The organism is Mesorhizobium sp. 1M-11 (genome assembly GCF_001303895.1).
Lineage (GTDB): Bacteria > Pseudomonadota > Alphaproteobacteria > Rhizobiales > Rhizobiaceae > Mesorhizobium.
Genome location: NZ_LJSD01000037.1, coordinates 242,642 through 268,675, shown reverse-complemented (window position 1 = coordinate 268,675; position 26,034 = coordinate 242,642). Strand labels below are relative to the sequence as shown.

Below are 26,034 nucleotides of genomic sequence, written 5' to 3'. Positions count from 1 at the left end.
TGCTGGCAGTACTACAGCGCGTCGGCGATCGCCTGAAATGCGTCTATCGTTTCGTATTCCATGACATTGCCGCTGTTGTTGTAATCGGCATAGGCTGAGGTCTTGGCAATCACCACCTTGCGCGCCGGGTTCACATAGATGAACTGGCCATAGATGCCTATTGCGGTGAAGTCGCCCTGCGGCTTGCCGGGTATCCACCATTGGTAGCCATAGCCGAACGGAATGCCGGCAGCAGGGTCTTCGCGACCTGGCATGAGATGCGGTGCGTCCGGCGTCACCGAGGCGTGGATCCAGTCGGCGGGCACGATCTGCTCGCCCTTCCAGTTGCGGCCTTCATTGAGATAAAGCAGGCCGAAGCGAGCGTAATCGCGCAGCACGGCATTCAGGCCGCCTGCGGCCAGCGTTTCCTTCTTCTGGTCGATCAGCCAATAAGCGTCGGCTTCGGGGCCGAGCCTGGACCACAGCCTTTCCTTAAAATAGTCGGGCAGGGATTTTCCTGTCGCACCTTCGAGAACCATGCCGAGCACCTGGGTATCGGCCGAGACGTAGCGGTTGAAGGTGCCCTGCGGCCGCTCGTTTTTGAGATGCGCCGTGAACTCGTTGACCGAGCCGGTCAGGATTTGGATGATGTAGCGCACGATGTCGGAGTTGAGGTCGCCATAGTCCTCGTTGAAGCCGATGCCGGACGACATCTGCAGCACGTTCTTGACCTTGACGCCCTTGTAACCACCCTCGGCCAATGTCGGCGCGTACTTCTCGACGGGGTCATCCAGCCTGATCAGCCCGTCAGCGACGGCATTGCCGACAAGGAAGGAAACGGTCGACTTGGAGACCGACATGGCGATCGACTGCGTCCCGGCGTTGTTGCCGCGCCTGTATTCCTCATGAACGATCTTGCCATCCTTGATCACCAGCAGGCCAGTGGTCTGCGTCTTTTCGATCCAGTCGGAGATCCTGCGCGTTCCGTCGCGGGAGACGTAGGTTTCAGGCAGCGGTCGCTCTGCCCGCTGAAGTTCGCTTACCTCCGGACCGTGTTCGACCCGAACGGAGGGATAAACCTTGTACAGCGAGCGGAAATTCTCATCGATGACCTCCGGTTTGAACGCGTTCGCGTAAGTATAGACGGCGTGCAGTTCCTTGATCTTCTGACGGAAGACGAAGCCGCCGACGAGCGCGACGGCAACGAGCAGAAGAACGACGCGCAGCGCCCGTCGCCAGAATGTCCGCATGAAGTTCTCCCTTAACGCATGACCCCGAAAATCGGAATCGATTTTCGGAAAGGATCATGCGCCAAATCAAAGTGTCAGAGCGTCCTTTGCGCGTCCAAATGGACGCGCGGCGCTCTGGTGCCGGAACTGCATCGGTTCCGATCGAATTGGGATGAAGTTGAAGCGGTGGCTGTCCAGCCTGTCAATGTGCCGCAACGGCAGGTGAGGTTCTTCATCCCTGTCGGAAATCGGCTTGAATGCGCTGGGCGCGTCTGCCAAAACGGATGCGAAACAGAAGGAAGGCCGGCCCGTGAAGACGTTTTTCGTGCAGTTCAAATGCGAACTCGGCAAGGCCTATGAAGTGGCGGCCGCGCTCGCCGACGCCGAGCTTGCCTCCGAGATCTATTCGACCGCCGGCCACTACGACCTGCTCGCGAAGTTCTACATCGACGACGACCAGGACATCGGCCATTTCGTCAACGAGAAAGTGCAGATCATTCCGGGTATCTCCGACACTTTCACGACGGTGACGTTCCGGGCATTTTAGACAGCGGTAAAGTGCACGCCAAATAAGCACGCGCTGCCTGGGAAGCTGTTTTGCCGCCTGACAATCGGGCAATCGTGAAGGCAAAGCAGTTGTAATGATGCAAATCGCCGATTGCGCTTGATTTTCTTCTCCGACGCCAGTTGAAATGGTGTCAGAGGGGAGTACGCGTTTGGCAGCTTTCGATGAGATGCTTCCGGAAACCACCGGGCTGAGAAGACCATACTCGGCATATGATCGCTGGCTGAAAGAACAGGACCCAGGCAGACTGACCCAAAAGATGGAGGATGCCGAGCGCGTCTTCCGGAAAACCGGTATCACCTTCGCCGTCTATGGCGAACAGGAGGCGTCCGAACGCCTCATTCCCTTCGACATCGTACCGCGCATCATCTCGGGTCAGGAATGGCGCCGTCTGGCGCTGGGCATAGAACAGCGGGTGCAGGCGCTCAATGCATTCCTGGACGACATCTACCACCGCCAGGAAATCCTGCGGGCAGGACGCGTTCCGAAGCAATTGATCGCGGCCAATGAGGCCTTTCTGCCGGAAATGATCGGCGTGCGGCCTCCAGCCGGCGTCTACACGCACATCATCGGCGTCGACATCGTGCGCATCAGCGAAAACGAATTCTATGTGCTGGAGGACAATGCACGCACGCCATCGGGCGTTTCATACATGCTCGAGAACCGCGAGACGATGATGCAGCTCTTTCCCGAGCTGTTCCAGCAGATCAAGGTGCGGCCCGTCGAGAACTATCCGGCGCTGCTCAGGCAGTCCCTGGCTGCCGTCAAGCCGAAGGGCGTGGAAGGAACGCCCACCATCGCTGTGCTGACGCCGGGCATCTACAATTCGGCTTACTATGAACATGCTTTCCTGGCCGACCAGATGGGCGTGCAACTCGTCGAGGGGCAGGATCTGCGCGTCGTCGACGGTCATGTCGCGATGCGCACCACCGAAGGTTACAAGCAGATCGACGTGCTCTATCGCCGCGTCGACGATGCTTTCCTGGACCCACTGACCTTTCGCCCGGATTCAGCACTTGGCGTGCCGGGCATCATGGATGTCTACCGCGCCGGCAACATCACCATTGCCAATGCGCCCGGCACCGGCATTTCCGACGACAAGGCGATCTATTCCTACATGCCGGAAATCGTCGAGTTCTACACCGGCCGCAAGCCGATCCTCGGCAACATCCCGACCTGGCGCTGCTCCGAGCCGGACAGCCTCAAATATGTGCAGGAGCACCTTTCTGAACTGGTGATCAAGGAGGTGCACGGATCGGGCGGCTACGGCATGCTGGTCGGCCCGACGGCGACAAAAAAGGAATGCGAGGAGTTCGCCAAGAAACTTGCAGCCAAACCTGCCAACTACATCGCCCAACCGACGCTTGCGCTCTCCACTTGCCCCATCATGACCGAGAAAGGCCTGGCGCCGCGCCACGTCGATCTCAGGCCCTATGTGCTGGTTTCCGATCGCATTCAGCTCGTGCCCGGTGGGCTGACGCGCGTGGCACTCAAGGAAGGCTCGCTGGTGGTCAATTCCTCTCAAGGGGGAGGCACAAAAGATACATGGGTGCTCGATGACTGAGGGCAGGTCGGCAGTCGGCGGTCGGCAATTGTTTGCACGCAACGGGCGACCTGCCACAGGGAGGTCCGGTTAATGCTGCTAGGACGTACCGCCAACGGGCTCTACTGGATGAACCGCTATATCGAGCGGGCGGAGAATATGGCGCGGCTGGTCGATGCCGGCCTGCGCATGGCGCTGACGCGTACGCAGGATGCCTCGGAAGAATGGCACTCGGTGGTGATCAGCGCCGGTTCCGACGTAGCTTTCACGCAGAAATATTCGGAATTCACTGCAACGAACGTCGCCGACTTCCTGTTGCGAGACACGTCCAACCCGTCCAGCGTCATGTCGTCGATCGAGACGGCGCGCCACAACGCGCGCATGGTGCGTACCGCGTTGACGCGAGAGACCTGGGAAAGCACCAACGAGGCCTGGATGGCGTTGAAGCGGATGCTTGCCCGGCCGATCGACCAGCGTGACCTGCCTTCAGTGCTTGATGCCGTCAAGCGTGAGACGGCTCTGATCCGTGGCTCCCTCTTCGGAACGCAACTGCGCAACGAGATCTTCGATTTTGCTCAGCTCGGCACCTATCTCGAACGCGCAGACAACACCGCGCGTATCCTCGATGTGAAATACTACGTGCTGCTGCCATCCATCTCCTGGGTCGGCTCGACCCTGGACAATTATCAGTGGGAATCGATCCTGCGCTCGGTATCGGCGCATCGTTCCTATCGCTGGGTCTACGAAGCCGAATACAAGCCGACGAACATCGCCGACTATCTGATCGTCAATGCGCGCATGCCGCGTTCATTGACCTTCTGCTATCGGTTCATCCTGGAGCACCTGAATTTCCTGTGTGGCGACTACGGTACGCGCCACGCGAGCCATGCGACCGCCGAACGAATTCACGCGATGCTGAAGGTTGGTTCCATCAAGGATGTCTTCGACGCCGGCCTGCACGAATTCCTTGGCAATTTCATCACCGAAAACACGCGGCTGGGCGACCAGATCGCCGAAGACTATCGGTTCTACTAGGGTGCGTTGCGATGGATTCTACCATTTCGGCTCGTTCTGACATGAACTTCAACACGCCCTAGCCGGTTTCATCTCCATGCGTCTCAAGATCTCCCACCGGACCGAATACAGCTACGACACCCCGATCAGCTATGCGCTGCAGCGCCTGCGACTGGTGCCGGGTTCGGGACCGACGCAGATGGTTCGATCGTGGGCGCTGCAGATTGAAGGTGCCAGGGAAGAGGTGCATTTCCGCGATCAGTTTGCCAACGACACCCGTCTTGTCAGCGTCGAGGGCGCGTCGCATCTCATTGTCATCGAAGCGAGTGGCGAGGTGGAGACGACCGACAAGGCCGGCGTCTACGGCGCGCATCAGGGTTTCGCGCCGCTCTGGCTGTTTCTGCACGAAACGCCATTGACGGCTGCCGGCAAGGGCATTCGTGGTCTCGTCGAGGAGATCGGCGAGGGCACCGAGATCGAGCGGCTGCATGGGTTGATGGCACTGGTACGCGATCGGATCAGCTACCAACCGGGCAGCACCAGCGCCGAAACGCTGGCCGAGGAAGCGCTCAGCCTCGGTGCCGGTGTGTGCCAGGACCACAGCCATGTGTTTATTTCAGCGGCGCGGCTGCTCGGCCTGCCGGCGCGTTACATCAGCGGTTACCTGATGATGGACGGCGTTTCAGAGCAGGTGGCGAGCCATGCCTGGGCCGAAGCGCATGTCGCAGGACTGGGGTGGGTGTCGTTCGACGCCGCCAACGGCATTTCGCCGGACGAACGTTACGTGCGGGTCGCGACCGGCCGCGACTATCGCGACGCCATGCCGGTTTCCGGCATTCGTCTGGGCCAAGGCCGCGAGCAACTCGCGGTTTCGATCACCGTCGTGCAACAGTAGCCTCGACGGCGACGGCAATTGCCGCCAGCCGGCCTTGTGCACGATTGCCCAACACCATAATGCACATGTTAATCGTATCGGGCCGAGCTCAAGGAGGAGGCGGTATGGATAGCGAAGAATTCCGCATGTGGTCGCGGCGCGCCGCGGACTGGGGCGCGGACTACCGGGATACGGTGCGGGACAGGCCGGTACGGCCACAGGTGGCGCCGGGGTCGATACTCAAGCAGATCGCGGCATCGCCACCGGAGCGAGCAGAGGCGATGGAGACGATCTTCGCCGATTTCGAGGCCAAGATCATGCCCGGCATGACGCATTGGCAACATCCGCGTTTCTTCGCGTATTTTCCGGCGAACGCTGCGCGTGTTTCGGTGATTGCCGAATATCTGGTCACGGCGGTCGCTGCGCAATGCATGTTGTGGCAGACCTCACCTGCCGCGACCGAACTTGAAACAAAAATGATCGACTGGCTGCGCCAGGCGCTGGGGCTGCCGGAAGGATTTTCCGGGGTCATCCAGGATTCGGCCTCGTCCGCCACGCTGGCCGCGGTGCTCACCATGCGGGAGCGTGCGCTGGGTTGGGACGGCAACAAAAAAGGGCTGCCAGGGCAGAAGCAACTGCGCGTCTACTGTTCGAGCCAGGTTCACACCTCGATCGATCGCGCGATCTGGGTGGCGGGCATCGGCGACGAAAATCTGGTGCGTGTTCCCACGACCGGACCTCTGCGCTCCATGGATGCAGCTGCGCTGGAAGCGGCTATTCGCGCCGACACGGAAGCTGGTTTGCTCCCCGCGGGCATTGTTGCCTGTGTCGGCGGCACCAGCACCGGCGGCACCGACGACATCGCTGCGGTCGCCGAAATCGCGCACCGCCACAATCTCTATCTGCATGTCGACGCGGCCTGGGCGGGGGCGGCGATGATCTGCCCCGAATACCGGTACTTCTGGAAGGGTTCGGAATTGGCCGATTCCATCGTCTTCAATCCGCACAAATGGCTGGGCGCCAGCTTCGACTGTTCGATCCAGTTCGTGCGCGATCCGGAAAGCCATGTACGCACGCTGGCAATCAAGCCGGAATATCTGAAGACGCATGGTCATGACGGCGTCATCAACTATTCCGAATGGACGGTGACGCTGGGCAGGCGGTTTCGCGCGCTGAAATTGTGGTTCCTGATGCGCGCGCATGGCCTGGGTGGTCTCCGAACCATGATCCGCAACCATGTTGCCTGGAGCGCTGCGCTGGCGGAACGGCTCTCGAAGGAGCCGGATTTCGAGATCGTTACCGAGCCGATGCTGTCGCTGTTCTCCTTCCGCCATCGAGCAGGCGAGGGACGGGACACGGACGAGCACAATCTAAGGCTGGTCAATGCCATCAACGACGATGGCCGCATCTACCTCACACAGACGCGTGTCGACGACCGGGTCGCGATCCGTTTCCAGGCTGGACAATTCGAGGCGACGCGAGAGGATGTCGAAGCGGCCTTCGATGTGATCGTCGAGATCGCGCGCGGTCTTCCATAGGGAGGTCGCCGAAACAAAGGGAATGCGGCGAACACGGTGTTCGCCGTTCCTGGCTCTTGCTTTTCTTCCATTTTCGTTTTTGGCTATGAGTAACAAAAACGAAAATGGGAACTGTTCCATGTACCTGTCGCCTCGCCACGCCGAGATCATTCAGATGGCCAAGGAAGCGGGGCGTGTGCTGGTCGACGACCTTGCCGCGCATTTCGAAGTGACACCGCAGACCATCCGCAAGGATCTCAATGATTTGTGCGACCAGCGGCTTTTGACCCGCATTCATGGTGGTGCGCTGTTCCCGTCCGGCATCGAGAATATGGAGTATGAAGCGAGGCGAAAGATCGCTGCCGATGAAAAGGAGGCGATCGGGCGCGCCGCCGCAGGGCTGATCCCGGACAATGCCTCGCTGTTCATCAATATCGGCACCACGACCGAAGCCGTCAGCAAGGCTTTGCTCGATCATAACGGCCTGATGGTGATCACCAACAACATCAATGTTGCCAATAGGATGCGTGTCTATCCTTCGATAGAGGTGGTGATTGCCGGCGGTGTCGTGCGTGGTTCGGATGGCGGTATCGTCGGCGAAGCGGCAGTCGATTTCATCAAGCAGTTCAAAGTCGACTACGCGGTGATCGGGGCTTCGGCCATCGATCATGACGGGGCGCTGCTCGATTTCGATTTTCGCGAAGTGAAAGTCGCGCAAGCCATTATCGCCAACACGCGCCATGTCATCCTGGTTTCGGACTGCACCAAATTCGAACGCACCGCACCCGTGCGCATCGGCCATCTCTCTCAGGTCAACACCTTCATAACCGACCGCTGCGACATCCCGTCGGTGCGCAAGATCTGCACGGACTCCGAGGTTCAACTCATTGAAACGTCACGATCCTGAGGCGGAGGCGCAAGCGTCTTTCGTTGATTTCAATTTCGTTTGACATTCGTTCTGTTTTCGAAATAACATCCAAGTGCTTTCGAAATGCGGCTATCAATGCTGCAATGCGAAAACATGGGAGGGCATTTTGGACGGAACTCCGGTCCATGACATTTTTGTCATCGGCGGTGGCATCAACGGTTGCGGTATCGCGCGCGACGCGGTCGGCCGTGGCTATTCCGTTTTCCTTGCCGAGATGAATGATCTGGCGAGCGGGACATCCTCCGGCTCGACCAAGCTCATCCATGGCGGCCTGCGTTATCTCGAATTCTATGAGTTCCGTCTTGTGCGCGAGGCGCTGATGGAACGCGAGGTGCTATGGCGCAACGCGCCACACATCATCTGGCCGATGCGTTTCGTGCTGCCTTATTTCGACGGCGGACCACGTCCGGCCTGGATGCTGCGGCTCGGTCTGTTCCTCTATGATCATATCGGCGGGCGCAAGCTGCTGCCGGCCACCAAGACGCTCGATATGCGGCGCGACCCAGCCGGCAAGCCACTCAAACCTCTGTTTTCCAAGGCGTTCGAATATTCCGACGGCTGGGTGAACGATGCGAGGCTGGTCGTTCTCAATGCCCGCGACGCCGCGGATCGCGGCGCAACCATCCGAACCCGCACCAAGGTTGTCGGCGCACGTCGCGACGGCAATCTGTGGATCCTCACGATCGAGGATCTGCGCAGCCGCAAGACCGAGACGGTCAAGGCGAAGCTGCTGGTTAACGCTGCCGGGCCATGGGTCGATCATGTCCTTTCGACGACGGTCGGCAAGAATGACGTTCACAATGTCAGGCTGGTACAGGGCAGCCACATCGTCGTGCGCAAGAAGTTCGACGACCCACGGGCCTATTTCTTCCAGAACAAGGACGGTCGCATCATCTTCGCGATCCCCTATGAGGAAGAGTTTACGCTGATCGGCACCACTGACCGCGACTACACGGATGATCCCCACAATGTGGCGATCAGCGAAGGCGAGATCGACTATCTGTGCTCAGCCGCCAGCGAGTATTTTTCCGATCCGGTGACGCGCGCCGACATTGTCTGGACCTATTCGGCGGTGCGTCCGCTTTTCGACGATGGTGCATCCAAGGCCCAGGAAGCCACCCGAGACTACGTCCTCAAGGCCGAGGGTGGAGAAGGCATGGCACCGCTGGTCAACGCCTTTGGCGGCAAGATCACTACCTATCGGCGGCTGGCGGAATCCATGCTGGAGAAGATCGAAGGCTTTCTCGGCAAGCGTGGCGAGCCCTGGACTGCGAAGGGAACCTTGCCGGGCGGTGATTTCCCGGCAACTGGTTATGAGGCCGAGGTCGCGAAGCTCAAGAAGGCCTTTGCGTTTCTTGATGCGCGCCTGGCGAAGCGGCTGGTCCGACTTTATGGCACGCGCGCGCGCACCTTGCTCGGGCTCGCCAAGTCCAAGGCCGATCTCGGCCAGGATTTCGGCGCCGACCTCTACGAGGCCGAGGTGCGTTATCTTGTCGAAAACGAGTGGGCGCAGACCGCGGAAGATATCCTTTGGCGCCGGACGAAGCGAGGTCTGCATTTCGACCGCGAACAGACCGCTCAACTGGAAGCATTTCTGCGCCGCATCAGCGGCCCGCACATAGCGGCCGCCGAATAGCGCGGCCTGGGGAGGAACGAATGCTGGAACTGCGGAACGTCTCGAAGGTCGTGGGTGCGGCAACGCACATCGACGACGTGTCGCTGACGCTGCAGCATGGGTCCCTGAACGTGCTTCTGGGGCCGACGCTGTCCGGCAAGACGAGCCTGATGCGCCTGATGGCCGGGCTCGACCGGCCGACCGCCGGCAGCGTCTGGTTCGATGGCAAGGATGTCACCGGCGTTCCGGTGCAGAAGCGCAACATCGCCATGGTCTACCAGCAGTTCATCAATTATCCGACGATGACCGTCTACGAGAACATCGCTTCGCCGCTGCGTGTTGCCGGCATCGAACGGGCCAAGATCGATCGCGAAGTACGGCAGGCAGCCGAACTTCTCAAGCTAACACCTTACCTCGAACGCACGCCGCTCAATCTCTCGGGTGGCCAGCAGCAGCGTACCGCGCTTGCGCGCGCCATCGTCAAAAACGCCAGCCTTGTGCTGCTCGACGAGCCGCTCGCCAATCTCGACTACAAATTGCGCGAGGAACTGCGTGCAGAATTGCCGAGGATCTTCGCAGAGGCCGGCACCATCTTCGTCTACGCGACGACTGAGCCGCATGAGGCGCTTCTGCTTGGCGGCAACACCGCGACGCTATCGGAAGGCAAGGTCACCCAGTTCGGTTCGACCATCGAGGTTTTCCGCAAGCCGAACGATCTGATCACGGCACGGACGTTCGCGGACCCGCCGCTCAACACGATCGTCCTGCGTAAATCCGGTGCCAAGTTCCTGCTCGACGGCGGCGTGAGCTTGCCCGTGCCGGCCGACATTACCGGCGTCGCCGATGCCAGCTACACGATCGGTTTCCAGCCGCACCATCTTTCGCTGCAGCGACCGAACGATCAGGCGGTGCCGGTGCGCGCCAAGGTGTCGATCACCGAAATCACGGGTTCGGAAAGTTTCGTGCATCTCGATTTCGCCGATGCGCGTTGGGTCATGCTTTCCCACGGCATTCTCGATTTGACCGCTGACGATGAGGTCGAGGTGTTTATCGACCCGCGCCACATCATGGTTTTCGACGCGTCCGGCCGTTCGGTCGGCGCTTCGCAACTGGCAGCGTGAGGCACCAGCATGGCACGCATCGATCTCGATCACATCCGCCATTCCTACCTGCCCAACCCGCAGAAGGAGACGGATTTCGCGCTGAAGGAAGTGCATCACACGTTCCAGGATGGCGGTGCCTATGCGCTGCTTGGCCCGTCCGGCTGCGGCAAGACCACGCTGCTGAACATCATCTCCGGCTTGCTGCATCCTTCGCACGGCAAACTGTTGTTCAACGGACATGACGTCACCAACCTGTCGACGCAGGAACGCAACATCGCCCAGGTGTTCCAGTTCCCGGTCATCTACGACACGATGACGGTCTACGACAATCTGGCCTTCCCACTGCGCAATCGCGGCGTGCCGGAGGCCGATGTCGACCGCAAGGTGCGCGAGACACTCGACATGATCGATCTCGCCGACTGGGCCAAGCGCAAGGCGAGGGGCCTGACCGCCGACCAGAAGCAGAAGATCTCGCTTGGACGCGGTCTCGTACGCTCCGACGTCAACGCGATCCTGTTCGATGAACCGCTCACCGTCATCGACCCGCATATGAAATGGGTGCTGCGTTCGCAGCTCAAGCAGCTTCACCGGCGCTTCGGCTACACCATGGTTTACGTCACGCATGACCAGACCGAGGCGCTTACCTTCGCCGACCAGGTGGTGGTGATGTATGACGGCGGCATCGTCCAGATCGGCACGCCCGCGGAACTCTTCGAACGGCCGAAACACACCTTCGTCGGTTATTTCATCGGCTCGCCAGGCATGAACGTGCTGCCGGTCGAGGTCGAGGGCAAGACGGCCAGGTTCGGCTCGTTGGCCATCGTGCTTCCCGGAGCCCCGGAGAAGACCGAAGGATCGATGGAGCTCGGGATCAGGCCCGAATATGTGCGGCTCGGCCGTGTCGGTATCGGCGTGTCGATCAGCAAGGTCGAGGATGTCGGTCGCCACAAGGTCGTACGCGCCAAAATGGAAGGCCGCGAGATCGCGGCGATCGTCGGAGAAGACGAGGAAATTCCGGCCGAACCGAAGCTGCGGTTCGAACCGGCCGGCATCAATGTCTACGCCGATTCCTGGCGTGTCGAGATGAGGGCCTGACCATGGAGAAAACATGGAACAACAAGGCCTGGTTTCTCGTCCTGCCGGTGCTGGTGCTGGTGGCCTTCTCCGCAGTGATCCCGCTGATGACGGTGGTCAACTATTCGGTTCAGGATACATTCGGTAACAACCAGTTTTTCTGGGCCGGTACAGAATGGTTCGAGGAACTGCTCGGATCCTCGCGCTTCTGGCAGGCGATGGGCCGCAACCTCGTATTCTCCGCCATCATCCTGGCCATAGAAGTGCCACTCGGTATCCTGATCGCGCTCAACATGCCGAAGAAGGGCTGGGGCGTTCCGGTCTGCCTGGTGTTGATGGCACTGCCGCTGCTGGTTCCCTGGAATGTCGTCGGCACGATCTGGCAAGTGTTCGGCCGCAGCGACATCGGCCTGTTCGGCTATTATCTGAACAAGCTGGGCTTCAACTACAACTATGTGCAGGATCCGATCGACGCCTGGTTCACCGTCATCATCATGGATGTGTGGCACTGGACGAGCCTTGTCGTGCTGCTGTGCTACGCCGGCCTCGTCTCGATCCCGGATGCTTTCTACCAGGCCGCCAAGATCGACGGTGCGTCACGCTGGGCCGTCTTCCGCTATATCCAGCTGCCGAAGATGCAACGCGTGCTGCTGATCGCGGTCCTGCTGCGCTTCATGGACTCGTTCATGATTTACACCGAACCGTTCGTCGTCACCGGCGGCGGCCCAGGCAACTCGACCACCTTCCTGTCCATCGATCTCGTCAAGATGGCGCTCGGCCAGTTCGACCTCGGCCCGGCGGCGGCGATGTCGCTGGTCTACTTCCTGATCATCCTGTTGCTGTCATGGGTGTTCTACACCGTCATGACCAACTACGACGCGGAGCGCTGATATGGCGAGCGCAAACGAACGAACAAATCCGACGGATACGGCGATCGCCGCCGGTTCCCTGAGGAGCGGTCTCTCGCAGGAGCAGCTTGCGCGGCGCATGCGCAAGCGCGGCGAGGAATCGAAGTTCTGGTGGGTGATCCCCACGCTCTACATCCTCTTCCTGCTGCTGCCGATCTACTGGCTCGTCAATATGAGCTTCAAGACCAACACGGAGATCGTGTCCGGCCTGACGCTCTATCCACACGAGCCGACGCTGCGGAACTACCGGATCATCTTCACCGATCCCTCCTGGTACATGGGTTATGTCAATTCCATCACCTATGTCGTTATGAACATGGTGATTTCGGTCGCTGTCGCCTTGCCTGCGGCCTACGCCTTCTCACGCTATCGCTTCCTTGGCGACAAGCACCTGTTCTTCTGGCTGCTGACCAACCGCATGGCGCCGCCTGCTGTGTTCGCGCTGCCGTTTTTCCAGCTCTACTCTGCCTTCGGCCTGATCGACACGCATATCGCGGTGGCGCTTGCACACTGCCTGTTCAACGTGCCGCTGGCGGTGTGGATCCTGGAAGGCTTCATGTCGGGCGTGCCGAAGGAGATCGACGAGACGGCCTATATCGATGGCTATTCGTTCCCGCGCTTCTTCTTCAAGATCTTCATGCCGCTGATCGCGAGCGGCATCGGCGTGGCCGCCTTCTTCTGTTTCATGTTCTCATGGGTGGAACTACTGCTCGCGCGCACGCTGACCACCACCGATGCGAAGCCGATCGCAGCCGTGATGACGCGCACCGTCTCGGCCTCCGGCATGGATTGGGGCCTGCTTGCCGCTGCTGGCGTGCTGACGCTGATCCCCGGTGCCATCGTGATCTGGTTCGTCCGCAACTACATCGCCAAGGGCTTTGCCCTGGGGAGGGTTTGATGGCTGTTTCTCGAAACTGGATCGTTCCCCTCATTGTCGTGATCGCCATCTATCTCGGCGCATCCGGGCTGCTGGCCTCCTTTGTTCCGGTTCAGGACGGCGCGCGTGATTGGGGCGCGCCTTTGATCGCCGGCGGATGGATGGCCTGGACCTTTCCGACCGCCATGTTCTTCCTGTCCATCTTCGGCATCCTGTCGCTGATGGCGGTGTGGGAATATGCTTCGCCCGGCGGCAATCCGCGCGTCGGCGTGCTGCGTTTCGAGACGACACGCGGCGACCGCCTCTTTATTTCGCTGCTCGGCAGCGCCTTCATCCATCTCGCTTGGCTGGGTCTCGTCGGAGCCGGCCTGTGGTGGGCTCTCGCTCTCTCCGTGGTCTACGCCATCGCGGTGTTTCGCTACGTATAGAGGGAGAAAACTGTCGGGGAGGCGGCGAGCCGGCCGCCGATCCGGGGCATATTGAAACTTATTTTGGAGGAGACCTATGCGACGGCAATTTCTGATATCGACCACCGCGCTCGCCCTGCTTGCTGGCATGGGCAACGCCTACGCAGGCATGGACGAGGCGAAAGCCTTCCTGGACAAGGAAATCGGCGACGTATCGACGCTTCCGCGCGCCGACCAGGAAAAGGAAATGCAATGGTTCATCGACGCCGCCAAGCCGTTCGCCGGCATGGAGATCAAGGTGGTGTCGGAAACCATCACCACGCACTCGTATGAATCGGAAGTGCTGGCGCCGGCCTTTTCGGCAATCACCGGCATCAAGCTGACGCACGACCTGATCCAGGAGGGTGATGTCGTCGAAAAGATCCAGACCCAGATGCAGACGGGTCAGAACCTTTACGATGCGTGGGTCAACGATTCCGACCTGATCGGCACGCACTGGCGCTACAAGCAGGTGCGCAACCTGACCGACTGGATGGCGAACGAAGGCAAGGACGTTACCAATCCGAACCTCGACATCGCCGACTTCATCGGCACTTCCTTCACCTCGGCGCCGGACAAGAAGCTCTACCAGCTGCCGGACCAGCAGTTCGCGAACCTCTACTGGTTCCGCTACGACTGGTTCAACGACGAGAAGAACAAGGCCGACTTCAAGGCTAAGTACGGTTACGATCTCGGCGTGCCGGTCAACTGGTCGGCCTATGAGGACATCGCCGAGTTCTTCAACGGTCGCGAGATCGGCGGCAAGAAGGTCTTCGGCCATATGGACTATGGCAAGAAGGACCCGTCGCTTGGATGGCGCTTCACCGACGCATGGCTTTCCATGGCCGGCAATGGCGACAAGGGCATACCGAACGGTCTTCCCGTCGACGAATGGGGTATCAAGGTCAACGAAAAGTCACAGCCTGTCGGTTCCTGCGTGGCCCGCGGAGGCGACACCAACGGCCCGGCTTCGGTCTATGCGATCCAGAAATATCTGGACTGGCTGAAGGCCTATGCTCCGGCTGAGGCACAGGGCATGACCTTCTCCGAAAGCGGTCCGGTCCCGGCTCAGGGCAACATCGCCCAGCAGATGTTCTGGTACACCGCCTTCACCGCCGACATGGTCAAGGACGGTCTGCCGGTGGTGAATGCCGACGGTACGCCGAAGTGGCGCATGGCGCCGAGCCCGCATGGCGTCTACTGGAAGGACGGCATGAAGCTCGGCTACCAGGACGTCGGTTCCTGGACGCTGATGAAGTCGACGCCGGACGACCGCGCCAAGGCGGCCTGGCTCTATGCCCAGTTCGTCACCTCGAAGACGGTCGACGTGAAGAAGAGCCATGTCGGTCTCACCTTCATCCGCGAGAGCACCATCCACCACAAGAGCTTCACGGACCGCGCGCCGAAGCTCGGCGGCCTGATCGAGTTCTACCGCTCGCCGGCCCGCGTGCAGTGGTCGCCGACGGGCACCAACGTGCCGGACTATCCGAAGCTGGCACAGCTGTGGTGGCAGGCAATCGGCGATGCATCCTCCGGCGCCAAGACCGCGCAAGAGGCGATGGATTCGCTGTGCGCCGAGCAAGAGAAGGTGATGGGCCGTCTCGAGAAGGCTGGCGTGCAGGGCGACATCGGTCCGAAGCTCGCCGAGGAACACGATCTCGAATACTGGAACAAGGACGCCGTCTCGAAGGGCAACCTTGCGCCGCAGCTCAAGATCGAGCCCGAGAAGGACAAGCCGATCACCATCAACTATGACGAGCTGGTGAAGAGCTGGCAGAAATAAACGGTGCGGACCACGGTCCGCATTGGAGAAACGGGGAGGCGGCGTTAAGCCGTCTCCCTTCTCATGTCGTGAGAGGGGAAGAGATGACAGGTTTCGTGTTAGCGATCGACCAGGGCACGACATCCTCGCGTGCGATCCTCTTCGACGGCGCTATGAAGATTGCCGGCGTCGGTCAGCAGGAATTCACCCAGCACTTTCCGGCGTCGGGCTGGGTAGAACATGATCCCGAAGAGATCTGGGCAAGCGTCGTCCACACCGTCAAGGCAGCGCTGAAAAAGGCGAACCGCAAAGCCTCCGACGTTGCTGCGATCGGCATCACCAACCAGCGCGAGACGGTCGTTGTCTGGGACAAGGCGACAGGCAAGCCGATCCACAACGCCATCGTCTGGCAGGATCGTCGCACGGCGCCGCTCTGCGCCAAGCTGCGCAAGCAGGGGATGGAGCCGAAATTCACCAAGAAGACCGGTCTGCTGCTCGATCCCTATTTCTCCGGCACCAAGATCGCCTGGATGCTGGACAAGGTGAAAGGGGCGAGGAAGCGCGCCGAGCGCGGTGAACTTCTGGCAGGGACCATCGACAGCTTCCTGATCTGGCGGCTGACTGGCGGCAAGGTACACGCAACTGATGCCACCAACGCTTCGCGCACGCTGGTCTACAACATCGCCACGAACGAGTGGGACGACGAGTTGCTGCGTATCCTGAACATCCCGGTGCAATTGCTACCGCAGGTGAAGGATTGTGCGGATGACTTTGGCGTAACGGAGAAAAATCTGTTCGGCGCCGAGATCAGGATCCTCGGCGTCGCAGGCGATCAGCAGGCTGCCACCATCGGTCAGGCCTGTTTCGAGCCCGGCATGATGAAATCCACTTACGGCACCGGCTGCTTTGCCCTGCTGAACACTGGCACCGACATCGTGCGCTCGAAGAATCGGCTGCTGACGACGATTGCCTATCGTTTGAACGGCAAGACGACCTACGCGCTCGAGGGTTCGATCTTCGTCGCAGGCGCTGCCGTGCAATGGCTGCGCGACGGCATCAAGGTGATCGGCAAGGCCGAACACAGCGGCGAACTGGCCGCGCACGCCGACGATGCGCAGAATGTCTATCTGGTGCCGGCTTTTGTTGGACTCGGCGCGCCGCATTGGGATGCCGAAGCGCGTGGCGCTATCTACGGCCTGACGCGCAACTCCGGTCCGGCGGAGTTCGCACGCGCGGCACTGGAATCAGTCGCCTTCCAGACGCGCGACCTGCTGGACGCGATGAAAAAGGACTGGAAGACCGGCAACGGCAAGACGGTGCTGCGGGTTGACGGCGGTATGGTGGCTTCGGCGTGGACCATGCAGCGGCTCGCCGACATCCTGGATGCACCGGTCGACCGTCCGACCATCCTGGAGACCACGGCGCTCGGTGCTGCCTGGCTGGCTGGCTCCAAGGCAGGGGTATGGCCGAAAATGAAGGATTTCGCGAAGGCGTGGTCGCTTGACCGTCGTTTCAAGCCCGAAATGGAAGCAAAGATCCGCGGGGCCAAGCTGAAAGGCTGGCACGATGCCGTGAATCGGACGCTGACGGCGTAATTTCGCGCGTCATGGCCTCTGCAGTCGCCGGCGCAAAGCCTGTTGTTTGCAACGGCTTGGAAATCGGCTTTTTTCCGGTTGACCGGTGGGAGCACTCTCCCTATGTTCCGCCCACTTTTCAGGCGGACCGACATTCGGAAACGCGGTCGGCGATGCCGGGCGATGTTCCGGGCCAGAACGCCAGGATGGGCCGGTAGCTCAGCGGTAGAGCACGTGACTTTTAATCATGTGGTCGAGGGTTCGATCCCCTCCCGGCTCACCATCCTAACCAGCTGAAAATTTTACGTTGTTCTAATTTAGAGTGCTGTTACGCTGTGCAAAACGCGCGTGGCCCAATTGCCTGTTTCCACGCCCGCAGCACAGTGGGCGCATCATGGCGGCAGAGTTGGATACAGTCCTGTTCGAAATGGCGGTGCGGACCGCCAGCACGCTGCCGACCAGTTTTTCGGAGAAGGTGACGGATATAGCGGCGCGCACGGCAGGCCGGCTGGCTTTCGACGTCCGGGTCGAGGGCGACTACCGTTTCCAGCGTATCGCCGGTATTCGGTATGGCGGCGATATCGGCATCCTGGCGCTGAGCAAGGATGGCCAGTCGGTGGATAGCTGCAGGGTCAACGGCGCGCTGGCGAGCTTCATCGAGCCACTGGAGAGCTGGAACGGCCTGTCCCTGCCGGCACAGGCACAGACCGATATCCTTGGCCATACCAGCCTGTTGGTTGCCGCGCTCAGGAATGCGGGCAACCTGCCCAACCGATCGGCTGGCTGAGCTGCAGCGTGAAAGTCCAGTTCGTGGGCGCGGCGGCTTGGTAGAATGGCGTCAGGCCGCCCGCGCGGCCGCGAGACCGGCTGACAGATCGGTCTTCAAGTCCTCGAGGTTCTCGAGCCCGATCTGCAAGCGGATCAGTGGGCCTTCGTAAGGCCCCTTGGCGATGGTGCGGTCGTCGAGGAAGACCGGCACGGCAAGGCTTTCATAGCCGCCCCAGGAATAGCCGAGGCCAAAGATCTTCAGCGCATCCAGGAAGGCATGTGCCTGCTTCTGGCCACCACCGGCCAGCACGACGGAGAAGACGCCGCTGGCGCCCCGAAAATCCCGCTTCCACAAGGCGTGGTCCGGGTGGCTTTCCAGGGCAGGGTGGAGCACGCGCGCCACGCCCCCGTCCATTTCCAGCCAGCGAGCGATCTCCAATGCGTTCTTGCCATGGTGCTCAAGCCGCACACCCATTGTGCGCAGGCCCCGCAGGACCTGATAGACGTCGTTGGGACCGGCACAGCAGCCCAGCGCGTCGAAGCCGCCAAGCAATTTCGGCCAGCATGCTTCGTTGGCCGAAACGGTTCCCAGCAGCACGTCCGAATGGCCGCCAGGATATTTGGTGGCGGCGTGGATGGAGATATCGACACCGTGGTCGAGGGGACGCAAATACAGCGGCGTCGCCCAGGTGTTGTCCATCATGACCACCGCGCCGATGGCATGCGCTTCCTTCGAGATCGCCGGTATGTCCTGGACTTCATAGGTATTCGAGGCAGGCGATTCGGTGAACACGATCCTCGTATTCGGTCGGAACAGGGCCTTGATGCCAGCACCGATGCGTGGCTCGTAGTATTCCACATCGACACCCATGCGCTTCAGCATGGTGTCGCAGAAGTGGCGGGTCGGCCGGTAGATGCTGTCGACCACCAGGATATGGTCGCCGGCCGAGGCGAATGCGAGCAGCGGCACCGTCACCGCCGCCAGACCAGACGGCACGATGATGGTGCCGGCGGAACCCTCGAGTTCGTCGATGGCGGCAGCCAGCGCGTCAGACGTGGGCGTTCCGTGCGTGCCATAAGTGTATTTCTGGCCGCGCGTGGTCATGGTGGCTGCGTCGGGATAGAGCACGGTGGAAGCGTGCACCACCGGCGGGTTGACGAAGCCGAAGAAATCGCGCGGGTCGTTGCCGCCATGGGCGAGCCGCGTGTTGATGCCCCAATTACCGTTGTTTTTTGCCATGATCCTGCTGCCTGCTGAGGTTGCGAAGGGATAGAGCGGGCGGGGCGGAGGCGCAACCGCCGGGTGATTGCCAGCGTCACGCTTCAAGTGGACCAGCCCGCGCGTCCTTGCGTTGTTTTTGAGCAATTTGGGGTTGAATTTCGTCAATCTGCCGAACACCGCGACAGCCATCGAGGCACGTTTGTTCGAGCGTCGATATTATTTGCTTGATGGCTGCCACGGCTCGGTCATTTTCCTTGACCTCACGGGAATTATCGCCTTCGATGTTCTTCGTGAACGGGAGCAGCTTGTGCGTCGGCTAGGGAGCCGCGTTCCGGAAGTGGGCCGGAATGGCTGATGGGGTTCGCAAAAAAAATCGGGCAATGCGCCCAAACAACCGAAAAAGGGTCTGAGGGTTATGAAACACATTGCAATCGGCATTCTGGCGGCGGCGACGATGGGTCTGATGGCGTCCGCTGCTTCGGCCGCAAGCACCTTGGAGGCGGTCAAGGCCAAGGGATTTATCCAGTGCGGCGTCAACACCGGTCTCTCGGGCTTCTCGTCGCCGGACGACAAGGGTGAATGGAAAGGTTTGGACGCCGATTTCTGCCGCGCGGTTGCAGCCGCCGTCTTCGGTGACGGCACCAAGGTCAAGTTCACGCCGCTGTCGGCCAAGGAGCGTTTCACCGCGTTGCAGTCGGGCGAAATCGATCTTCTGTCGCGCAACACAACCTGGACGATCAATCGCGATACCGCGCTCGGCCTGAACTTCGCGGGCGTCACCTATTATGACGGCCAGGGCTTCATGGTGAACGCCAAGAAGCTGCCGGGCGTCAATTCCGCGCTGCAGCTTTCAGGTGCGGCGGTCTGCGTGCAATCGGGCACGACCACCGAGCTCAACCTTGCCGACTACTTCAAGGCGAACAAGATGGAGTACAATCCAGTCGTCTTCGAGAAGGTTGAAGAAGCCAACGCGGCCTATGATTCCGGACGTTGCGACGCCTATACGACCGACCAGTCGGGCCTTTATGGCATCCGCTTGACGCTGTCGGCGCCGGGCGACCATGTCGTGCTCCCGGAGATCATCTCCAAGGAGCCGCTCGGCCCGGCCGTGCGCCAGGGTGACGACCAGTGGTATCACATCGTGAAGTGGACCTATTTTGCCCTGCTGCAGGCGGAAGAGCTCGGCATCACCCAGGCTAATGTCGACGAGCTGAAGGCTTCTGGTGGTCCTGAAGTGAAGCGCGTGCTCGGTCAGGAAGCCGACACCAAACTCGGTACCGATCTTGGCGTGTCCAACGACTGGGTCGTCAACATCGTCAAGTCCGTCGGCAATTACGGCGAGATGTTTGAGCGCAATGTCGGTGCCGGCAGCCCGCTCAAGATCGCGCGGGGCCTCAATGGGCTCTGGACGAAGGGCGGCCTGCAATACGCTCCGCCGATCCGCTGATCGAGAATACCGTCAGGGAGGTGGCGTTGCCGCCTCCCTGTTTCTCATTCAGGGGATTGACCCATGGCATCGCAGGAAGTTCTTCGCGAGGAGCCCACTCGCGGCTCCTTGATCAATGACCCGAGAGTCCGCAGCATCTTCATCCAGGTCGTCGCCGCCCTGGCATTGATCCTGTTCATCTGGTGGATCGTCGGCAACACCATCGACAATCTCCAACGTTTGCGCATCGCGTCCGGTTTCGCCTTCCTCAAGGGACGCGCCGGTTTCGACATCGCCGACAGCGCCATCGCCTATTCGTCGGATAGTACCTATGGCCGGGCGATCCTCGTCGGCCTGATCAATACGGCGATCGTAGCCCTTGCTGGCATCGTTACGGCAACCATCATCGGTTTCATGGTCGGTATCGGCCGGCTTTCCAACAACTGGCTGATCCGCAAGATCTGCACGGTCTATGTCGAGGTGTTCCGTAACATCCCGCCGTTGCTGGTCATCTTTTTCTGGTATTTCGGTGTGCTGTCGGTGCTGCCGTTGCCGCGCGACAGTATCGAATTGCCATTCGGCTCCTATGTGAACAGCCGGGGTTTCTATTTCCCGCGCGCTGTGTGGGGCGAGGGTGCATGGCTGATCCTGCTCGCTTTCCTGCTCGGCATTGCCATGTCGTGGTTCGTCGCACGCAAGGCACGCCAGCGGCAGATGGCAACCGGCCAGCAATTCCCCGTGTTCTGGACATCGGTAGCGCTGATCGTCGGGCTGCCATTGCTCGCCTATGTCGCCAGCGGTTTTCCGCTTTCGTTCGATCTGCCAAAGAAATCGACCTTCAATCTGACCGGTGGTTTCCAGGTCAAACCTGAGTTCCTGTCGCTTTATCTGGCGCTTTCCTTCTATACCGCCGCTTTCATCGCGGAGATCGTACGCGCCGGCGTTCGCGGGGTGAGCAGGGGGCAAACCGAGGCTGCAGGAGCGCTTGGGTTGCGATCTGGGCCGATCCTTCGACTTGTCGTCGTTCCGCAGGCGATGCGCATCGTCATCCCGCCGTTGACCAGCCAGTATCTCAACCTGACCAAGAATTCTTCGCTGGCCATCGCGATCGGCTATCCGGATCTCACAGCCATCGCTGGAACGGTGCTGAACCAGACCGGTCAGGCGATTGAACCCGTGTTGATCATGATGGCGGTCTATCTCGGTCTCAGCCTGTTGACGTCGGCCATCATGAATGTGGTCAACGCCAAGATGGCGCTGGTGGAGAGGTAAGGTCATGACACAGACTGATCTTTCCTGGGTCCGCACAGAGTTGGCGCAGCCGATGCCTGCGCCTCCCGGCGAGCGGGGGCTGGTTGCCTGGGTCCGCAAAAACCTTTTTGCCTCGGTTGGCGACACCATCCTGACTCTCGTCGGGCTGGTGCTGGTCGCCATGATCCTGCCACCGATCATCGACTGGGCCTTCATCCAGGCGCAGTGGACTGGCCCCGACCGCACGGTCTGCGCCACCGTGGCGCAGGGAGGCACCCAGCCTGACGGCTGGTCCGGCGCCTGCTGGTCCTTCGTCAATGCCAAGTTCGGCCAGTTCATGCTCGGGCGCTATCCGCTGGAGGAACGCTGGCGGCCCATCCTCGTCGGCATCCTTTTCGTGGCACTGCTCGCGCCGCTCCTGATCCCGCGGGTTCCACACAAGGGGCTCAATGCGGTGCTGTTCTTCCTGGTGCTGCCGATCGTGGCCTTCGTCCTGCTTGTGGGAGGCATGTTCGGCCTGCCGCATGTCGAGACGCCGCTGTGGGGCGGCCTGCTGGTGACGCTGACGCTGTCTTTCGTAGGTATCGTCGTTTCCCTTCCGCTCGGCATCCTCTTGGCACTTGGCCGGCGTTCGAAGATGCCGGTGGTGAAGATGATCTGCATCGTCTTCATCGAGACGATACGCGGCATTCCGCTGATCACAGTGCTGTTCATGGCGAGCGTGATGCTGCCGCTGTTCCTGCCGGCGGGCGTTACCTTCGACAAGTTCCTGCGCGCGTTGATCGGCGTCTCGCTGTTTGCCGCAGCCTACATGGCGGAAGTGGTGCGCGGCGGTCTTCAGGCTATCCCGAAGGGGCAGTACGAGGGTGCCGATTCCCTGGGACTGAGCTACTGGCAGAAGATGTATTTCATCGTGCTGCCGCAGGCGCTGAAGCTGGTCATCCCGGGCATCGTCAACACCTTCATCGGCATGTTCAAGGACACCAGCCTCGTCTACATCATCTCGATGTTCGACCTGCTGGCGATCGTGCGCCAGAATTTCTCCGACGCTTCCTGGGCATCGCCGCAGACACCGGCGTCGGGACTTATTTTTGCGGCGGTGGTATTCTGGCTGTTCTGCTTTGGCATGTCCCGCTATTCTATGTTCATGGAACGCCGGCTAGACACCGGTTACAAGCGCTGACCGCAAGCCGGTCGGTGCTAGAATCAACCAAGGGGAAATCGGCTTATGGCCACAGAAAATGCAGTCAGCGCGGAAGATCTCAGCGTCAACACCAAGAAGATGCATATCTCGGATACCGACGTGGCGATCGAAATCGTCGGCATGCACAAGTGGTACGGCGAGTTCCATGTGCTGAAGGACATCAACCTGAAGGTGATGCGCGGTGAGCGCATCGTCATCTGCGGTCCTTCGGGCTCCGGCAAGTCGACCATGATCCGTTGCATCAACCGGCTGGAGGAGCACCAGAAGGGCAAGATCATCGTCGACGGCAAGGAACTGACCAACGACCTGAAGAAGATCGACGAGGTGCGCCGCGAGGTCGGCATGGTGTTCCAGCACTTCAACCTGTTCCCACACCTGACCATCCTGGAGAACTGCACGCTGGCGCCGATCTGGGTGCGCAAGATCCCGAAGAAGCAGGCGGAAGAGGCCGCCATGCACTTCCTGAAGCGCGTCAAGATCCCCGAGCAGGCGCACAAATATCCAGGCCAGCTGTCGGGTGGCCAGCAGCAGCGCGTGGCGATCGCGCGTTCGCTGTGCATGAACCCGCGCATCATGCTGTTCGATGAGCCGACGTCTGCGCTGGATCCGGAAATGATCAAGGAAGTTCTGGAGACGATGGTGGGTCTTGCCGAAGAAGGCATGACGATGCTGTGCGTGACCCACGAGATGGGTTTCGCCCGCAAGGTCGCCAACCGCGTCATCTTCATGGATCAGGGCCAGATCGTGGAAGAGAACACGCCGGTCGAATTCTTCGACCACCCGCGCCACGAACGCACCAAGCTCTTCCTCAGCCAGATCCTGCACTGACCGCGTTGCGATTGTCTGCGCGAGGCCCCGTCGCAAGGCGGGGCCTTTTGCGTGGTGGATAAAGGCCTTCCATGCCAATGGCTTCGAGGAGATGCCGAGATGAGAGGGGTCTTCCGCTTCGCTCTCCGTATGCTGGCTCTGATCGCTGTCATCGCAGCGCTCGGCACGCTCATTCCGCGACCACTTTGGTCTGGAGATGAAGGCTCGGGCACGCGCCGAATCTATGTAATCAGCAATCCGATCCACACGGACATCGCCATTCCGGTCGATGCCGCGGTTCTGGAAAGGTTTCGTTTCCTGGCGGAAGATGGCATCGCAGCAAATGGGGAAGGGGTACGCTACCTCATCTTCGGCTGGGGCGGTCGGGCCTTCTATCTTGAAACGCCGACATGGTCACAACTGAGGCCTGCACCGGTATTCAAGGCGCTGACCGTGGATGCCGCAGCGATGCATGTCGATGTGGCTGGACCGATCCCCGAACCACATCCGGCCGTCGCCGGCTACGACATCAGCGAAGCGCGATTTGCCGCGCTGCTCGATTTCATCGCCGCCAGCTTCACGCGCGATGCGGATCGACCGAAATTCATTCCGGGTGCCGGCTATTCCACCAGTGATGGTTTTTACGAAGCCGAGGGTGCCTTCAACGCACTGGTCGGCTGCAATACATGGACGGCCAGGGCTCTGCGGGTGGCTGGTCTCAGAACAGGTTGGTGGAATCCGTTGCCCTGGTCGCTGAGCCTGTCCATGCAACTCTACAATCGCGATGAGCCCCGGCCGGCGCGGTAATAGGTGGAATGCGGTCAGGTCAAGGGGTTGGAGCCGGTGCTCGGCATCCGCCAACCATAAAGCCAGTCGAGATCGGCGGCGAGGCGCTGCGATGGACGCAGCGCCAGAACGAGATTGCGCGCCAGCGCAACGGGACCAGTCGCATGCCAGGCGAGGTGGTTGAGCGCGCCGCGCCGCGCGACTTTGGCCACCCTCGGCTTGCGCTGTTTTTCCCAGTTCGTCAGCGCTTGGGCGAGATTGATCGGCGTTTCGGCAACACAGGCGGCGAGCGCAGCGGCGTCTTCGATCGCCATGCCTGCACCCTGCGCGGCAAAAGGCGTCATGGCGTGTGCGGCATCGCCGATCAGCGCGACACCCTGCGGCAATGTCCATGCCGGTTTCCGGTCGACGACATGCAGCGGCCAGGCCAGCCAGGTTCCTGCTTCCGCAATCAGCTTCGCCAGGGCAGGGGCAGAGCCTTTGAGTGCCCTGGTCAGAATTGCCGGATCAGCGCGGCCGGACCAACCTTCGGCGATGCGCTCCCCCTTCGTGAAGGCGACGAGGTTGATGGCCGTACCTGCGCTGACCGGATAGGCGATCAGGTGAAAACCGGAATGCAGGAAGGCGGTCACACAGCCCGCAGCACCGATGGAGGCAAAAGTCCTGCCCGCAGTGCTATCCGCCGCAACGGTGACGCGCCAGGCGAGCTCGCCGGTGAAACGGCTCTTGCCGGCAAGGCCGGGCAGTTCCCTTGCCTTCGACCAGACACCGTCCGCACCGATCAGGAGCGAGCTGGCTGGCTGGGTCTCCGTACCATCGTGTTCGAAGCTGCCGACAGCGTTACCTCTTCCGATGCCGATATTCTTGAGCCGCGCGCCGGTGACCAGGCGGATGCCTGCTGTTGCAGTCACTTGCGCAACCAATGCTGCCTGTACGTCGGCGCGATGGGCGGTGAGATAAGGCGCCTGCCAGCGCTGTTCGGCAAATGCGCCGAGCGGTACACGCGCGCGTTCCTTCAAGCTGGCTGCGTCCTTCAGCACAACGGCTTCGGGCCGGACTGCCATCGGTAACAGCCGTTCCAGCACGCCGAGGTCTGCCAGAATGCAGGTCGCGTTTGGGGAAAGTTGGATGCCGGCCCCCACGGTTTCGAGCTGGACAGCCTGTTCATAAATCTCGACTGCAAGGCCGCGTTGCGCAAAGGCGAGCGCGGCTGTCAGCCCGGCAATGCCGCCGCCTGCGATCACCACCGGGCGGGATCGCGCATCCATTGTCATGATCGGGCGATAAGAAAGATCAGGCGGCGCGGTCGACGTAGAGGCAGCCGGCCGGTACCGTTTCGGTCGCCTTCAGCTTGGCTGAATAGCGATAGAGGGTCGAGCAATAGGGGCAGACCTTCTCGTCGTCGCTGCCGAGATCGAGGAAGACATGCGGATGATCGAAGGGTGGATTGGCGCCGACGCACATGAATTCGCGCACGCCGATCTCGATCGCCGGATGGCCCGCATCGTTCTGGAAATGGGGAATGGAACCGCCGGCCATCATCGTCTCCTTCAACGCATACG

General features: G+C 60.7%; 25 protein-coding genes and 1 tRNA gene. 22 read left to right on the top strand and 4 right to left on the bottom strand.

The window, feature by feature from the left end; genetic code table 11:
• Positions 1-11 precede the first annotated feature (11 nt).
• Positions 12-1,229: a serine hydrolase gene (locus AO692_RS16325; RefSeq protein ID WP_054311089.1), complete on the bottom strand. Its 1,218-nt coding sequence runs from the start codon at positions 1,227-1,229 to the stop codon at positions 12-14.
• 289 nt (positions 1,230-1,518) lie between these two features.
• On the opposite strand from AO692_RS16325, the gene AO692_RS16320 reads away from it, so the two are divergent.
• The 16 genes from AO692_RS16320 (at position 1,519) to AO692_RS16245 (ending at position 17,795) form a co-directional block, all read left to right on the top strand.
• Positions 1,519-1,755, top strand: coding sequence for an Lrp/AsnC family transcriptional regulator (locus AO692_RS16320; RefSeq protein ID WP_054311233.1), 237 nt, complete (start codon positions 1,519-1,521; stop codon positions 1,753-1,755).
• 169 nt (positions 1,756-1,924) lie between these two features.
• The gene (locus AO692_RS16315; RefSeq protein ID WP_054311088.1) at positions 1,925-3,337 is read left to right on the top strand and encodes a circularly permuted type 2 ATP-grasp protein; all 1,413 of its coding nucleotides are present in this window, start codon (positions 1,925-1,927) and stop codon (positions 3,335-3,337) included.
• A 72-nt stretch (positions 3,338-3,409) separates the two neighbouring features.
• Positions 3,410-4,351: an alpha-E domain-containing protein gene (locus AO692_RS16310; RefSeq protein WP_054311087.1), complete on the top strand. Its 942-nt coding sequence runs from the start codon at positions 3,410-3,412 to the stop codon at positions 4,349-4,351.
• Positions 4,352-4,427: 76 nt separating this feature from the next.
• Positions 4,428-5,225, top strand: coding sequence for a transglutaminase family protein (locus AO692_RS16305; protein WP_054311086.1), 798 nt, complete (start codon positions 4,428-4,430; stop codon positions 5,223-5,225).
• A gap of 104 nt (positions 5,226-5,329) precedes the next feature.
• Positions 5,330-6,742 (top strand): aspartate aminotransferase family protein, encoded by a 1,413-nt coding sequence (locus AO692_RS16300; protein WP_054311085.1) that lies wholly within the window; start codon positions 5,330-5,332, stop codon positions 6,740-6,742.
• Positions 6,743-6,860: 118 nt separating this feature from the next.
• Positions 6,861-7,628, top strand: coding sequence for a DeoR/GlpR family DNA-binding transcription regulator (locus AO692_RS16295; protein WP_054311084.1), 768 nt, complete (start codon positions 6,861-6,863; stop codon positions 7,626-7,628).
• A 127-nt stretch (positions 7,629-7,755) separates the two neighbouring features.
• Positions 7,756-9,285, top strand: coding sequence for a glycerol-3-phosphate dehydrogenase (gene glpD / locus AO692_RS16290; RefSeq protein ID WP_054311232.1), 1,530 nt, complete (start codon positions 7,756-7,758; stop codon positions 9,283-9,285).
• A gap of 20 nt (positions 9,286-9,305) precedes the next feature.
• On the top strand, positions 9,306-10,385 hold the full coding sequence (locus AO692_RS16285; protein ID WP_054311083.1) for an ABC transporter ATP-binding protein: 1,080 nt from the start codon (positions 9,306-9,308) through the stop codon (positions 10,383-10,385).
• A 9-nt stretch (positions 10,386-10,394) separates the two neighbouring features.
• Positions 10,395-11,462 carry an ABC transporter ATP-binding protein gene (locus AO692_RS16280; protein ID WP_054311082.1) on the top strand — a complete coding sequence of 356 codons (1,068 nt, stop codon included), beginning with the start codon at positions 10,395-10,397 and terminating at the stop codon, positions 11,460-11,462.
• 2 nt (positions 11,463-11,464) lie between these two features.
• Complete coding sequence (locus AO692_RS16275; RefSeq protein WP_054311081.1) at positions 11,465-12,331, top strand: sugar ABC transporter permease; 867 nt, start codon at positions 11,465-11,467, stop codon at positions 12,329-12,331.
• A gap of 97 nt (positions 12,332-12,428) precedes the next feature.
• Entirely contained in the window at positions 12,429-13,247 is an 819-nt protein-coding gene (locus tag AO692_RS16270; RefSeq protein ID WP_244483380.1) for a carbohydrate ABC transporter permease, read from the top strand.
• Positions 13,247-13,654, top strand: coding sequence for a DUF2160 domain-containing protein (locus AO692_RS16265; protein WP_200911743.1), 408 nt, complete (start codon positions 13,247-13,249; stop codon positions 13,652-13,654). Before AO692_RS16270 ends, AO692_RS16265 begins: the two co-directional genes overlap by 1 nt.
• 76 nt (positions 13,655-13,730) lie before the next feature.
• On the top strand, positions 13,731-15,455 hold the full coding sequence (locus AO692_RS16260; protein ID WP_054311079.1) for an ABC transporter substrate-binding protein: 1,725 nt from the start codon (positions 13,731-13,733) through the stop codon (positions 15,453-15,455).
• Positions 15,456-15,538: 83 nt separating this feature from the next.
• Complete coding sequence (gene glpK, locus AO692_RS16255; protein WP_054311078.1) at positions 15,539-17,029, top strand: glycerol kinase GlpK; 1,491 nt, start codon at positions 15,539-15,541, stop codon at positions 17,027-17,029.
• A 187-nt stretch (positions 17,030-17,216) separates the two neighbouring features.
• Positions 17,217-17,291 (top strand) — tRNA-Lys (locus tag AO692_RS16250).
• Between the two features lie 111 nt (positions 17,292-17,402).
• The gene (locus tag AO692_RS16245; protein ID WP_054311077.1) at positions 17,403-17,795 is read left to right on the top strand and encodes a hypothetical protein; all 393 of its coding nucleotides are present in this window, start codon (positions 17,403-17,405) and stop codon (positions 17,793-17,795) included.
• A 51-nt stretch (positions 17,796-17,846) separates the two neighbouring features.
• Here the strand turns inward: AO692_RS16245 and AO692_RS16240 are convergent, their stop codons facing one another.
• Positions 17,847-19,016, bottom strand: coding sequence for a cystathionine beta-lyase (locus tag AO692_RS16240; protein ID WP_054311230.1), 1,170 nt, complete (start codon positions 19,014-19,016; stop codon positions 17,847-17,849).
• A gap of 133 nt (positions 19,017-19,149) precedes the next feature.
• On the opposite strand from AO692_RS16240, the gene AO692_RS32810 reads away from it, so the two are divergent.
• The 6 genes from AO692_RS32810 to AO692_RS16215 all read left to right on the top strand — a co-directional run bounded on the left by AO692_RS32810 (position 19,150) and on the right by AO692_RS16215 (position 24,493).
• On the top strand, positions 19,150-19,353 hold the full coding sequence (locus AO692_RS32810; protein WP_152979856.1) for a hypothetical protein: 204 nt from the start codon (positions 19,150-19,152) through the stop codon (positions 19,351-19,353).
• 60 nt (positions 19,354-19,413) lie between these two features.
• A complete protein-coding gene (locus tag AO692_RS16235) occupies positions 19,414-20,445 on the top strand; it encodes an amino acid ABC transporter substrate-binding protein (protein ID WP_054311076.1) in 1,032 nt (343 codons plus the stop codon).
• Between the two features lie 63 nt (positions 20,446-20,508).
• Entirely contained in the window at positions 20,509-21,696 is a 1,188-nt protein-coding gene (locus tag AO692_RS16230) for an amino acid ABC transporter permease (protein ID WP_054311075.1), read from the top strand.
• A 4-nt stretch (positions 21,697-21,700) separates the two neighbouring features.
• Entirely contained in the window at positions 21,701-22,858 is a 1,158-nt protein-coding gene (locus AO692_RS16225; RefSeq protein WP_054311074.1) for an amino acid ABC transporter permease, read from the top strand.
• Between the two features lie 45 nt (positions 22,859-22,903).
• Positions 22,904-23,707, top strand: coding sequence for an amino acid ABC transporter ATP-binding protein (locus AO692_RS16220; RefSeq protein ID WP_054311073.1), 804 nt, complete (start codon positions 22,904-22,906; stop codon positions 23,705-23,707).
• Positions 23,708-23,806: 99 nt separating this feature from the next.
• Positions 23,807-24,493 (top strand): TIGR02117 family protein, encoded by a 687-nt coding sequence (locus tag AO692_RS16215; protein WP_054311072.1) that lies wholly within the window; start codon positions 23,807-23,809, stop codon positions 24,491-24,493.
• Between the two features lie 14 nt (positions 24,494-24,507).
• Here AO692_RS16215 and AO692_RS16210 read toward each other — a convergent pair whose 3' ends face one another.
• Together AO692_RS16210 and AO692_RS16205 are read right to left on the bottom strand one after the other, a co-directional pair.
• On the bottom strand, positions 24,508-25,740 hold the full coding sequence (locus tag AO692_RS16210; RefSeq protein ID WP_054311071.1) for an FAD-dependent monooxygenase: 1,233 nt from the start codon (positions 25,738-25,740) through the stop codon (positions 24,508-24,510).
• 25 nt (positions 25,741-25,765) lie between these two features.
• Entirely contained in the window at positions 25,766-26,011 is a 246-nt protein-coding gene (locus AO692_RS16205; protein ID WP_054311070.1) for a zinc-finger domain-containing protein, read from the bottom strand.
• Positions 26,012-26,034 lie beyond the last annotated feature (23 nt).